Annotated in this window: 11 protein-coding genes and 1 pseudogene; all 12 read left to right on the top strand. The window is 47.3% G+C overall.

The annotated features are described in order from the left end of the window. Positions 1 to 221 precede the first annotated feature (221 nt). The 12 genes and pseudogenes from WC647_03350 to WC647_03295 all read left to right on the top strand — a co-directional run bounded on the left by WC647_03350 (position 222) and on the right by WC647_03295 (position 13,556). Positions 222 to 1,400: a glycerate kinase gene (locus WC647_03350; GenBank protein ID MFA6221329.1), complete on the top strand. Its 1,179-nt coding sequence runs from the start codon at positions 222 to 224 to the stop codon at positions 1,398 to 1,400. Positions 1,401 to 1,877: 477 nt separating this feature from the next. Continuing rightward, positions 1,878 to 2,078: pseudogene (locus WC647_03345) on the top strand (methionine adenosyltransferase domain-containing protein). Positions 2,079 to 2,248: 170 nt separating this feature from the next. Next, the gene (locus WC647_03340; protein ID MFA6221328.1) at positions 2,249 to 2,785 is read left to right on the top strand and encodes a PadR family transcriptional regulator; all 537 of its coding nucleotides are present in this window, start codon (positions 2,249 to 2,251) and stop codon (positions 2,783 to 2,785) included. Between the two features lie 22 nt (positions 2,786 to 2,807). Then, positions 2,808 to 4,652 carry an NAD(P)H-dependent oxidoreductase gene (locus tag WC647_03335; GenBank protein ID MFA6221327.1) on the top strand — a complete coding sequence of 615 codons (1,845 nt, stop codon included), beginning with the start codon at positions 2,808 to 2,810 and terminating at the stop codon, positions 4,650 to 4,652. A gap of 393 nt (positions 4,653 to 5,045) precedes the next feature. Then, positions 5,046 to 5,822: a twin-arginine translocase subunit TatC gene (tatC, locus tag WC647_03330; protein ID MFA6221326.1), complete on the top strand. Its 777-nt coding sequence runs from the start codon at positions 5,046 to 5,048 to the stop codon at positions 5,820 to 5,822. A 156-nt stretch (positions 5,823 to 5,978) separates the two neighbouring features. Then, positions 5,979 to 6,800, top strand: coding sequence for an ABC transporter permease (locus WC647_03325; GenBank protein ID MFA6221325.1), 822 nt, complete (start codon positions 5,979 to 5,981; stop codon positions 6,798 to 6,800). Positions 6,801 to 6,809: 9 nt separating this feature from the next. Continuing rightward, positions 6,810 to 8,084, top strand: a complete 1,275-nt coding sequence (locus WC647_03320; GenBank protein ID MFA6221324.1) for an ABC transporter ATP-binding protein — start codon at positions 6,810 to 6,812, stop codon at positions 8,082 to 8,084. After that, entirely contained in the window at positions 8,077 to 8,739 is a 663-nt protein-coding gene (locus tag WC647_03315; GenBank protein MFA6221323.1) for a methyltransferase domain-containing protein, read from the top strand. Before WC647_03320 ends, WC647_03315 begins: the two co-directional genes overlap by 8 nt. Positions 8,740 to 8,742: 3 nt before the next feature. Then, complete coding sequence (locus tag WC647_03310) at positions 8,743 to 9,642, top strand: hypothetical protein (GenBank protein MFA6221322.1); 900 nt, start codon at positions 8,743 to 8,745, stop codon at positions 9,640 to 9,642. Positions 9,643 to 9,712: 70 nt separating this feature from the next. Further along, complete coding sequence (locus WC647_03305; protein ID MFA6221321.1) at positions 9,713 to 10,423, top strand: methyltransferase domain-containing protein; 711 nt, start codon at positions 9,713 to 9,715, stop codon at positions 10,421 to 10,423. Further along, a complete protein-coding gene (locus WC647_03300; protein ID MFA6221320.1) occupies positions 10,411 to 12,435 on the top strand; it encodes a glycosyltransferase in 2,025 nt (674 codons plus the stop codon). Before WC647_03305 ends, WC647_03300 begins: the two co-directional genes overlap by 13 nt. Further along, a complete protein-coding gene (locus tag WC647_03295) occupies positions 12,432 to 13,556 on the top strand; it encodes a glycosyltransferase family 4 protein (GenBank protein ID MFA6221319.1) in 1,125 nt (374 codons plus the stop codon). The genes WC647_03300 and WC647_03295 overlap by 4 nt, the downstream gene beginning before the upstream one ends. The last annotated feature ends 81 nt before the right edge of the window (positions 13,557 to 13,637 follow it).

The following is a 13,637-nucleotide window of genomic DNA, read 5'->3' as shown; positions in this document are numbered from 1 at the left end:
TGTGGATGAATGATGCTGAGATTAGAATTGCGGTATCTCTTCAAGCGGAACTGCCGCTTAAAAAATGAAAGTTATCCGGAACCATATATAAGTCTGGCGTTTTATGGCTTCTCAATGAAGCCGTAGACTTGCTAATTTTGGATAGGTCGTTTCTAATTGGCTGCCATTGATTGAAATGGGCGAATCCACAATCAACTTCACTACCACTGATCGGGAAAATCATGCGCATAGTCATCGCTCCAGATTCGTTTAAAGGTAGTCTTTCAGCTCTTCAGGTAGCAAACGCCATAGAAACGGGCCTGTTAAAAGTGTTTCAGTCCGCATCGATAGTAAAAATTCCAATTGCCGACGGCGGTGAAGGGACAGTCGATGCAATGGTCGCTGCAACAAATGGAATCGTTCGCCAATGTTACGTTCAGGGACCGTTAGGAGATAAGATAAAATCGTTTTGGGGTATTCTTGGGGATGGGCAGACGGCCATTATTGAAATGGCCGCCGCATCAGGACTAACTTTGCTCCCTGATGACAAAAGAAATCCTAGGATTTCTTCATCGTATGGAACCGGACAGCTCATAATTAAGGCTATGGATTATGGATGCAGGAAAATAATTGTCGGATTGGGAGGAAGCGCTACTAATGACGGTGGATCAGGAATGGCCACTGCTCTAGGGGTTAGATTTTTAGATTCTAGCGGGAACGAGCTTGCTTCTGGTGGAGCAGCATTATCTGACCTGAAACACATTGATCTTTCAGGAATAGACAATCGCATCAAGGACACCTCAATATTGGTGGCATGTGATGTTGACAATCCTTTGTTTGGCCCAAATGGGGCTTCAGAAGTCTACGGGCCCCAGAAAGGCGCTTCGCCAGAAGATGTAATCGAACTCGACAACGCATTGAGGGTATTTGCAGAAGTGGCTCGCACTTTCACGGGAAAAGATGTCGCTGAAAAACCTGGAGCCGGCGCTGCCGGAGGAATGGCGGCTGGATTAATGTATTTTACCAACGCAGTATTAAGGCCGGGCATAGAAATCGTAATAGAAGCAACTGGAATGGAAGAATCGGTGAAGAATGCTGAACTGGTAATAACAGGGGAAGGTAAAACAGATGCGCAGACATCATTTGGAAAGGCTCCAATTGGTGTGGGTGAATTGGCACAAAAATATAACAAAGTTGCGGTCTGCTTGTCGGGAAGTTTGGGCGATGGCGCAGAGGCCATTTTGGAACATGGAATTCACGCATTGTTAAGCATAACGCAAGGGCCAATTAGTTTAACTGAGTGCATGTTACAAGCTGAATCACTTGCCGAAAAAGCCGCTTTTAGACTTGCTTTGGCGCTGAAAGCCGGGATGGAACTTTCGAACGGACGGGCAACAGAAGAAGCGCGGGGCCGGCTATAATCCAGTCACAAGATCGCATCAGCGGGCTAGGGCCTGAACGTGGGCGGCGCCTATTCCCAGATCTTCAGGGAGACTGTTGATAATCCCCTCTGTTGTGTTTAAAGCTTGTGTTTCTTAGAATCGACTGACGGCGCTGAATTTTGATTATTACTTTCATTTTCGTAATTTGGTCACAATTTTTACGATATATTCGATTGCGCTGGCCCTGATTTCCTGTTCGCGACAAGGAATGCAGTTCTTTGTGATGACGGCTATCAGCAATTTCTCTCCCTGTCCATTGGCGCTTTCTGATCAAAAATCGGTTGGCCGACATAGTTACTCGTGTCTACAAAGAGGATCGCTCGGCGCGGGGTACATGGCGAGATACATTGCGAAGAATATCGTAGCTGCCGGACTGGAGAATGACTGTCTGGCGCAGTTGGGGTAATGCATAGGGCTAGTTGACCCGGTCTCGGTGATGGTGAAAATACGTATGGGACGGGAAAATTATCGCAGGACGCTCTGTCGGCGCTTTTGCGAGAGGTATTCCCGCTCTCGCCTAAAGGCATCATTGACCACCTGAAGCTACGGCAGTCAGTCTATCTAAAGACGGCGGCGTACGGGCACTTCGGTCGCAGCGATGTAGAATTTACATGTGAACGTGTGGACGCTACGGACGAGTTGCAGGCGAAGGTTTGAACGCAACAGCCCGTTTGACGCTGATATTAGCAAATGAGGCGAGGGCGGCCCAGCGCCGCCCTAACGAAGAACGATCGCAGTCTATCCGTCAACGTTGAAATAAAATGAGTTAATTTATTGCATTGATATATATCGGCATGATATATATCAATGCAATAAAAGGAGGCCTCATGGATATTCAGTCGGTTCTGCTCGGTTTTCTCGTGCGCAAGAGCATGACGGGGTATGATCTGAAGAAAGCCTTTTCGATATCTTTCGCCTTTTTCTCGGGCCTGAGCGACGGAACTATCTATCCAGCTCTCAAGAAAATGGAACAGAACGGCCTGATCTCGAAACGTTTGGAGATTCAGGATGGGACCCCTAACCGCAAAATCTACACAATTACCGAGGCCGGCAGAAAATCTTTCCTCGAATCATTGAAATCACCGTTGGCCCTTGAGCAGCCCAAAAGCTCTTTCTTGATGAGGCTTTTCTTCTTTGCTGACATTACTCCCGAAGAGCGAAAGGAAATCACTACCAGGCAACTTGATTCCGTGAATCAGGTTCGTAGACGGTTAGAGGCTGCTCGGCCCCAAGTCCAGGCCCATGCGGACCGCTTTCAGTACTTGTGCTTCGACTTCGGTCTTTGTGTTTTTGACGACATGGCTCGCAATCTGTCCCAGATAATCGACGCATTGGACGAAGATCAGGATGAGAGAGTGAAATGAACATTTTCTTGAGGAAACAACAATGCCAGGCCTAACCAAGTTTCTACGAATTTTTCTCTACATCGCGCCATTTCCTGCACTGGTTTTTTTCCAAGTGTGGACCTCTCTCGGAAGAGATACCCATAGCTTATTGATCGCAGCCTGCGCGATGTTTATTTACTGCCTGTTTGTTCTGGGGCTCGCCGCGCGTTTCGACAAGCCGAGCTATTTTCACTCGACAATTTGTGGCTATTTCCTGGCGCTGACCTTGTCTCTGGCTTTGTGGCCCGAGACAACCGGGGAGATCATCACCGAATATGCGGTGACCGGGATTTACCTCTGCCTGTTCATAGCGGCTTTCTTTCCTCCGATCCTCGGTATGGACCCGTTTACATATCACTTTGCCAAGAAATCAGCTCCCAAAGCGGTGTGGAGCAGCCCGATCTTTTTGACCATCAATAGAATTATGACCTTTGTGTGGAGTGGCGTCTTCGCTACATGCGCTATACTTAGCCTGTATCCCTCGGTTGTTACGCGTGCCGTGGTCCCGATTGTCATAATCGTCGGTGCGATGCTTTCCTTCAATCGCCAGTTTCCCCGGTATTACCTGAAACGCCTAGGCTTACCCCCGTTAGCTGACCAGCGCGGGTCTCATCTCCTTTCCAAAAAAGATCCAGCTTCCCTTGCGGACTGTGGACGGGTTCGTTGCTCGTCGGCCACGACTCTTGACGCCCCTTGTACGAACCAGCCCCGGAACTCAGTGGGAAGAAACACAATGCCCACACTTCAATTACAACCCAAAAGGAGAAGTACCATGAAGGTTATCGCTTTCAACTCAAGTCCGAGAGGTCACGGGACCAGCAAGACCCGGTTATTGCTGGATGCTTTGGTCAAAGGTATGCGTGAGGCCGGCGCAGATGTGGAGACGGTTCACCTTCGTGAGAAGGTAATCAGGAATTGCATCGGTTGTTACACGTGCTGGACCAAAACCCCCGGGATGTGCGTCCACATGGATGACATGACCAATGAACTGTTCCCTAAATGGCTGAAGGCTGATATTGCGGTATATGCGACACCGCTGTACCATTTCACGATGAATGCCACCATGAAAGCTTTCATTGAACGTACTCTTCCGGTCTTGGAGCCATTCCTTGTCCAACATGACGGGAAGACGACCCATCCACTGCGGCAGACGCCGCCACTAGCAGTAGCCTTGTCCGTCGCGGGCTTCCCGGAATCAACCGTTTTCACTCAACTGTCTTCATACGTGAGATTCCTGTTTGGCGAGAGGCTTACGGCGGAGATCTACCGTCCGGGGTCTGAAATGATGACGCTGCCGGAATTTTCTGAAGCAACCAAGGCTATTCTTGAAGCAACAGAGGAGGCCGGGCATGAACTGGTAGACTCTTTGAGAGTTTCTGAAGCGACGATGGAGCGTATTACGAAGCCTATCATGGATGTTGATCCCATGGCGAGACTGGCGAATGTCTTTTGGAAATCTTGTATTCAAGAGGGATTAACGCCCAAAGAGTTTCATCAGAGGAATCTGCCGCCGCGTCCCGATTCCATTGAAACGTTCATGATGATCATGTCGATGGGCTTTAACGCAGAGTCCGCAGCGAGTGTGAGGGCTGTCATGCAGTTCAACTTCTCCGGAGCGCTTCCGGGGGACTGCTTCTTTAAGATTTCGAATGGGAAAATCGAGGCTCACGAAGGGATCACTGAAAATCCAGATTTGACCATAGAGTCGCCTTTCGATCTTTGGATAGATATTATGGCCGGTAAAGCTGACGGGCAGAAGATGTTTCTAGACCAGGAGTACAGGGCCATCGGTGATTTGTCCTTGTTGATCCGCATGAGGGATCTTTTCGGTAAACCACAGAAGTAAAGTCAGGATGGCAGGGACGCGCCGGTACTCATTTCGAATTAAAACAAAATTGAATCGAATCATTCTGATGCCTGTAGGTTACAGATATCCCGTTGAAATGTTAAAAGTAAAATTGAAAGAACTCACACAGTGACAACTGTTCCCCAAAAATGCACAAATGCAATTGTCGTTGAACTCAGGACATATGGCCTATGTATCAATAGGCTTGAAACTTGACGATCTATTTCATTCATTGTATTTTCTAAAAGGATACGCTGTAAAGATTGATGATTCTACCTATGAAATAGTGGGTTCAACTCCCATCCTCGGCTGCAGTCATTTGTCTGAAATGGGAAGTCTGCCCTCTAATCCCAATCTTGCTTTCTACCTAGACTACACAAGGAAAGGACGGCAGTGAGCGAAGACGAAACAAGAATGTCGTTTTTCGATCATCTTGAAGAACTGAGGAAGAGATTAATTCGAGGCGTTATAGGAATAGGCGTAATTTTCCTCGTTTGCCTGGCCTTTTCTGAAACGCTTTTCAGCTTCTGGGCGGCTCCGGTAATAAAACTATTACCCAAAGACGCATCTCTGGTTTTCACCAGTTTGCCGGATCCTTTCTTCGTGTATCTAAAAGTTGATTTTATAACGGCCCTCTTTGTGGCTTTACCATTCATACTGTACCAAATCTGGCTGTTTATAGCTCCGGGGCTGCTTGAAAAAGAGCGCAAGCTTTCAGTTCCTTTTGTTTTTGCTGCGACCTGTCTGTTCTTTTTGGGAGCGGCGTTCGCATATTTTATCGTATTCCCGGCCGCGTTCAAATTTTTTCTGGGTTATTCGACCGCAGAACTCAAACCTATGATCGCAATCAGGGAATATGTTTCCCTAGTGATGGTTCTGATGCTTTCGTTCGGTTTGGTTTTTGAGACCCCAATAATTATAGTGTTTTTGGGATTACTTGGAGTGGTGGACAGCGCCTTCTTGAAGAAGGGTCGGAGATACTTCATTGTATTGGCCTTCATTATAGGAGCTATCTTGACTCCAACTCCGGATGTTATAAATCAATCTCTTATGGCTATCCCACTGTTGCTGTTTTATGAAACCGGCATTTTTATCCTTGGGCTCATAGAGAAAAAACGGCGTCGGGAAGCCGAGGCGGAAGAAGTTGAAACTGAAATTGACAAAGAGTGATATTATTCACACCTTATGACTAATGAGTTTTTTAAGGCTAACAAAGGACCAAGAGATAAAGCCTGATTGAGCGACCAAGAACAAGGACTAACTTACAGAGGGCTCGTAGTAATAACTTCGAGTCCTGTTTTTATGTGAAAAAGACGGAGTAACCATTTGCCGGGAACAACTTTGTACCAACCTGGGGTTTATATAAACGTATCTGCGACGGGACAGAGATTCAGTCAATTTGCCACTCTCTTGCGAGCCCTGGTAGTGCGGGACGTGACCAGCCGCTACAGGCGATCATCTCTGGGAATGTGGTGGGCGTTTATCCAACCCCTGGTTCTGATGCTCCTTTTTAATATGTTGAGAGGTTTTGTAAACATTCCAAGTGACGGGGTCCCGTACATTCTGTTCAGCTATACCGGACTGGTCCCATGGACTTTTTTTACCAACGCTATAGCTGCTTGTGGACCAAGTATTATCCAAAACGCTGAAATCATAAAAAAAATATCAATGCCGCGCGAAGTTTTTCCTCTTGCGGCCGTCTTCGCTACTCTTTTTGATTTTGCAATGTCCGCGATCATACTGGCTCTATTATTGATATGGTACAAGGTATCAATAGGCTTGGTAATCCTGTGGATTCCAGTTTTGCTCGTTTTGATGGTCGGAACCTCGTTCGCTATAGGAATACTGATCGCCGGGCTGGGGACATTCAGGAAAGATTTCATTTTTGCGACTCCGTTCCTGACTCAGGCATGGTTGTTTATAACTCCGGTAATTTATCCTCTAAGCAGCGTTCCGGAAAGTTGGCGCTCTTTTTATATGTTGAACCCAATGGTCGGAATAATAGAAGGTTTTCGTTCCGTACTAATTAAGGGCCAATCTCCGGAACTGGAGCCCCTGATTCTTTCCGCCATAATGATGGTTGTGATCATGAGTCTATCTTGGCCGCTATTCCGAAAACTTTCAGACTATTTTGCCGATGTATTGTAAAGTTTGCCCATGTCTAGCGATGTAACCATAAAAATAACGGGATTGTGGAAAAGATACGGTCTGCCTGTGCCTCGGTTCGTCCAAAGGGGATTGAATCTGATCAAAAGGAGGAGTTCCGGCTACCAGGAAGAACGTTGGGCCTTGAAAGACGTGAACCTTGAGGTCCGCAGGGGAGAGACTCTGGGAATTGTCGGGCGAAACGGCGCTGGAAAAAGCACTCTACTAAAAGTGCTGGCTGGCGTCACAACTCCCACTAAAGGAAGGGTTGAAATATTTGGCAGGATTTTTCCCATGATTGAACTCAACGCGGGGCTTCACACTGAACTGACAGGTAGGGAAAACGTCCGCCTCCTGGGCGCTGTAATGGGGCTCTCTAAAACGGAAATCGAGCGCATCCTGCCTGAAGTCGAAGATTTCACCGAACTTGGTGAATGGTTTGACGAACCAGTCCGAATGTATTCGAGTGGTATGCTGAGTCGACTGGGGTTTGGTGTCGCCGTAAACATAAAGAGCGATGTCGTGTTGATCGATGAAACATTTGCTGTTGGGGACCTGAAATTCCAGAATAAGAGTTTTGCGCGGGTCAAAGAAATGCGTGAAAGCGGCGCAACCATACTATTGGTAAGCCACAGCCTCGAAACACTTCAATTTGTGGCAAAGCGCGGAATATTACTGGAACAAGGGTCGATTATATCTGACGGTACAGCTCTGCATGCGATAAACGCGTATGAGACCCTGGTGTTTCGTTCGGAACAAAAACGTCTGGAACATCGAGTCAGAAGTCGTATCTCAAGTGAAGACGTCAACATTTTTGGGGCACGGATGTTTGACGAAAATGGGGATACTTTGAAAGAACTCCATGCAGGACACCCCTTTGGAATTGAAGTTGATCTTCAGATCAACCGGGACCTAGAGCATCCAATGTTTTCGCTCGGTATTCTTAACGCTGCGGGAATACTATGTAAATGGAACGTTTCAAAAGAGGATGGCCTGACAGGACCAGGACCAAAGAATCATTACATTCTCAAAGCGTGGTACCCTGAAAATAATTTGTCCACTGGGGCGTATGAGGCTCATTTTGCGACGAGGGACGCCGCTTCCTTTGAAACCCTTGAAAGAATCGCCGGTATAGTAACTTTCTCTGTAATAGGGCCCGAGAGATCCAGAGGTATTGTCCGCGGGAAAGTTGACTGGCGGCTAATACCATTCGATGAAGGACGTCACAGAGGTCGGCCTGATCAGTTGAATCCGAGGAGTGGTTCGCAGGAACGGGCCCATGACTGATCCGCTCGCCCATTCCTGGAACCGGCTCATGAAGTGGCGCTCTGAATGTTTCAAACGGTTTGGCGCTGTGCACGGGTTCCGAATTGTTTCTCCGCAAGAGGAAATCACAGCTCTCCTGCTACCTGACTCAAGGGTTCTCGACATCGGCGCGGGAGCGCATAAGCCTTTGGAAAAATCGATCAAGGCTGTCACGCCATTCTATTATTGTCTCGACACTGACCCAGACGGAGTCTTCGATTTTCGTTCTTTTTCCGACATGCCTGATGATTTGTTTTTTGACTTGGTGATAGCAAATCAGGTCCTGGAACACCTTGAAGTTCCGGATGCGGTAAATGTAGCCGCAATGACTTTGTCAAGACTGGCGGAAAACGGCAAATTCATAGCGACTGTGCCAAATGCCGCTCATCCGGTTCGTCAGCGGGATATTTCACATATCACACCGTGGGCGGCGAATGATCTGTATAGCTTACTGAAACACGTCGGCTTTGAAATAAAAAATGTAGCCAGGTACAACAAATTTCCATTGACTGATGACCCTCTTAAACGATGGATAGTCGAAACCGTTTGCCAGGAATTTAGAGTCGATTGGTGTGACAGTATAATGGTTACCGGTGTCAAGCCTGTTGGTGGCGCAACCATGTTGAAAGATAAGTGATCGATGGAGGGAACGGCTAGACATATTGAATTGTCTATTGACTCGAAGGTATACAGCGTTGAGGTGATACAAAGAGTAGTTCAGCCTGTGGAAGCGCCTAGAATAATAATTGTTTCCCATATTGTGAATGGTATGGGAACAGAATTGCTCGAAGCCTGTCTTGATGGCGTGAGACACTTCACACCAGAAGACCATGAGGTCTGGGTAATTGACAACAATTCTCCCAGAGAAAACCTGAACCGGCTACTGGATCGAAATGATGTTAATGTTGCCCTGAATCGCGTTGAACCAGTTCCACCAGATGCCGGTAACTCTTTCGCAGGGGCTCCGGAGAAGCAGGATCAGAAGAATTGGGGCAGTTACGCCAACGCCATCGGCCTCGAGATCGGGACAAGACTCATAGATCCGTCGACCAGGTATTTGATGCTGATGCACATGGATACTTGCCCTTGCCACCGTGGATGGTTGACGTTCCTGAGATCCAAAATTGACAGTCATGTGAAGGCTTCAGGGGTACGCATGGACAAATCCCGGACGGCCGAAGGCGTGCTTCACGTTCTGGGGTATATGGTGGATTTCAAAGTATTCAAAGATCTGGGGCTAAATTTTTTCCCCGATCTTCCTCGATTGGATGTTGGGGACAATGTGACAGTAAGGCTACGGGAAGCCGGTTATGGAATCTTTTCGTGCAACAACACATTGTGGTCGCCTGAGCTTGATGATGAAATTCCATGTTCTTCTCCGTTGAAGGGTTTGCTAATAGACAGGTCTTTTGACGATGAAGGGAACGTTATCTTTTTACACTTGGGCCGTGGTGTCCGCAGATCAACTGGCGAACACAAAGCCGGCGTGAACGTGGAAAAATGGCTCGACGTCATTCACAATTCACTGCTAACAGTTTAGAATGTCTGAACCCGGTCCTCCGGTCGATCCCAAGACTTGAGCTTGTTCTGACTGTTTCTGTCCATAAGATATGAATCGATCCATAAGCATTGAAAAATCCCGCGACATTTCTTATTCCCTTCGGCGCTATTATGTCGACGAGTTTCATTTGAGGCAGGCGGTATCACTCAAAGCCGGTTCAAGCACACTTGATCTTGGTGGTAACCGAACTGCAAAAAGAGGACAGTTTGACATAGAACGATTTGGGCTGGATGTCACTTACGCAAACCTGTCTCTGGCCAAGAAACCTCATGTCGGGACGGACGCCGCCAGACTGCCTTTTAGAGAAGAAAGTTTCGACTATGTGATTTGTTCCGAGCTTCTTGAACATGTGCCGGATCCCGTATCTGTCATACGAGAAATTCATTATGTGCTCAAGAGACGGGGAGTCGTAGTGATTTGCTCACCATTCAACTTTCCCATACATGGGGACCCGAGCGATTACGGCAGGTACACAAACTTCTACTGGAAGGAAGTCCTTGAGTCCTGTGGGTTTGGCGATATCGTTATCGAATTTCAAGGGGGTTTTTGGAGTGTTATGGCTGACATGAGCCGGCACTGGTTATATTCGAAGACGAGAGAATGGGGAAAGGAACGGGCGATAAGCCTTGAGGTTATAGGCCGTGTTCTAGGTATGCTTAAACGTAAGGCTATCACGCTGGATATCCGGCGCAATCAAGTTGTGAGAAAGGAATCAATGAATTATACTACAGGGTTTGGAGTAAGAGCATGCAAACTTTGAAAAAACTAAAAGTGTGTCTCACGGGTGGAGATGGCATTGGCTGGGCAATTGACGAGGACCTGAGACTGACTGCGCTCGCCTTGGAAGGGATAGTGGATTTCGTTGACCTGGAAGAGAGTGAAGTCGTCCATTTGGCCTGGTGGGAACATCTCAATCTTTTGCCCCCCGACAAATTAAAAGGAAAGTGGATAGTTTGCCACGTTCCTGGAGAACCGTTTCGCTATTTTTCTGTTCCACGGCACCGTCATGCCGTTCCGATGATTTCCACTTGGATTGCGAGGAACTCTCAGGCGAGGAGCCAATTGGAATCGATCGGAATCAGGAGTGAACTGGTCCCATACGCTATTGATACGAGCGTTTTCAGACCGTTGTCCAAAAACGATCACGAATTGGCGCAGCTCAAGAGTGATTATGGTATTCCGTCTAACTCTTACATTATTGGTTCATTCCAGCGAGATACGGAGGGACAGGATCTGGCTAAGCCAAAGCTGGTGAAGGGCCCAGATATTCTTTTGGAAATTCTGACTCGTCTAAAACACAGGGGATCACGAATCCATGCTTTGCTTGCCGGTCCTAGGCGCCACTGGCTCATAAAACAGCTTAGATCAAGGGATATTCCATTAACATATGTGGGGAAGGAAATCGAAACGGACGATATCCAGATCAATTCCCTTTCACGTGATGATCTTAATGTTCTTTATAACCTGGTTGACTTATATGTGGTTAGTAGCAGATCGGAAGGAGGTCCTCACTCCATTCTCGAGGCGGGCGCTTCTAAAACCAAATTGTTAAGCTCCAGGGTTGGTTTGGCCGCAGACGTTCTTGAGCCGGCTTGCATTTTCGACAATCCTCTCGAAGCTTCCGACATCATAGAATGTGATATTGCAGAAAACCACCTGTCTCATTTGGTAGATGGGTTCCATGAGAGAGTTCTGGATAAACACTCCCCAACGTCCTCGGCCCCAATTTTGAGAAGCATATACGAACAGATAGCTATTTCTTTGGGGAAAACCGACGCCTTGCCTGAAAGGGCCATAACGATCAAGAGCCCCAATCCATTTATCAGCGAGAAAGCGTCGACCTCGAAATCTCAATCGAAATTCACAATTTGCCTTTGGCATAGTTTCTATGAGCCCCCGTATGGTGGTGGCAACCAGTTCATGATGGCCCTCAAGAAGGCGTTGTTGGGCCTTGGTGTGGACGTCCGGGAAAATGAGCTGGATGAATCTATTGACGCATATATTCTTAATTCAGTTCATTTTGACGTCGAACGTTTTCTTGAGTTCAGCAAGAGTCATCGCCTGAATGTAGTCCACAGGATAGATGGACCCATTCACCTTATCAGGGGTTATGATCGTGAAAAAGATGAACTGTGTTTTAACCTGAATCAAAAATTCGCGTCAGCTACTGTGCTTCAATCTGCCTGGACTTTTCAGCGAATTGCGGACATGGGATACACACCCGTAAGCCCCACGATCATACACAACGCCGTTGATGACGAAATCTTTAACTCGAATGGGCGAGTCAAATTTGACCGGTACCGAAAAGTTCGACTTATTTCGACAAGTTGGTCAAACAATCCGCGTAAAGGCGGACCTGTTTATAAGTGGATTGAAGATAATCTGGAGTGGGATCGTTTCGATTACTCTTTTGTTGGTAACGTTTCAGAGAAGTTTGAACATATAAAACACATACCGGCTGTTCCGTCACAAGACCTGGCTGATTTGCTCAGGAATCACGATATTTATATCACAGCCAGCAAGAACGACCCCTGTTCCAACGCTCTTATTGAAGCGTTGTCCTGTGGCCTTCCTTCATTATATTACGAGGATGGCGGACACCCTGAACTGGTGTCAGCGGGAGGTCTCTCGTTTCGTACCGAGGACGAGTTATTGGAGCAACTTGAGAATATGGTTGATAACTATGAAATGTTTCAAAGCCTGATCACAGTGTCTCGATTGAATGAAGTGGCTGCCAAATACTTGAGCATAGCTAGAGAAATTGCTGCATGAACCTCCGGATTGGTCTGTTCTTTACCAGAGGGGTATCGCTGAAAACATGGGACATGGTGGGAAACCTGGATCGAGAAGTCGCTGTTTATCGGCGAATGATCCAGGACATGAACGATGTCAGCTTCGTAACCTATGGAGACGTGAGCGATTTGAATTACGCGGGCCGGTTGGGTGGAATCACGATCTTGTGTAATGAAAAGAATCTTGGTCTTGAGGAGTATGAATCTAATTTACACGAGATTCACAAGGATAGGTTTAAGGATTTTGATATAATAAAGACTAACCAGATGTACGGCGCCGAGCTGGCCCTAACGATTGCAAAGCAATTTGGGAAACCGTTCATTGCTCGGTGTGGTTACATGTGGTCCCAGAATTGTTTCAGGGAACAGGGACCTGATTCTCCGATTACAAAGGAGGCCCTGAGGGTTGAAGCAAGAGTGTTCGATGGCGCCGACAGCATATTCGTGACAACATCTGAAATGGCAAGGGATGTTTTATTAAGGCTTCCGTGGGCTGAAAACAAGTTGAACGTCGTGCCCAATTATGTTGACACTGATGTCTTTCGCCCACTGGGTATTCCAAAAAGGCCTAACACACTTATTTTCGTAGGACGTATAGCTCCTGAAAAAAATCTGGAGGCGCTTTTTGAAGCGATACAGCCATTGGATGTCAGGCTGATTGTGGTAGGTGAGGGGAGACTTCGACCCAGCCTTCAGGAAAAATATGCCCATATGGGAAAAATGATTGATTGGGAAGGAGGAGTCCGAAATTCCGAGCTTCCTGAATATATCAACCGCGCTCAAGCGTTTATTCTGCCATCACTCTACGAAGGGCATCCAAAATCACTGATCGAGGCCATGGCTTGCGCTTCCCCGGTAATAGGATGTGATTCTCCGGGCATCAGGGATGTTATTGCAGATGGTCGGAATGGTCTACTTTGCGGCACGGACGCAGTCAGCATACGCGGCGCCATATCCAGGATCCTGTCAGATAAGGCTCTCGCAGAAACAATGGGTCGAAACGCCTCGGAATTTGTCCAAAGAAATTGTTCCCTCAATACTATCTCCCAGTTGGAACTTTCCCTGATAAAGGAGACGCATCGGCATGCATCGATCCATTGAAGCTGATGACTCGGCTAGGTTCAAAATTACTTATCAAAACTCCGGTCGGAGTGAAATCTCGGCTGAAGTAGTCTCCTGCCA

The organism is Desulfomonilaceae bacterium (genome assembly GCA_041662605.1).
Lineage (GTDB): Bacteria > Desulfobacterota > Desulfomonilia > Desulfomonilales > Desulfomonilaceae > CAJBEZ01.
The sequence above is the reverse complement of the archived record's forward strand: the minus strand, read 5'-3'. Positions and strand labels throughout refer to the sequence as shown.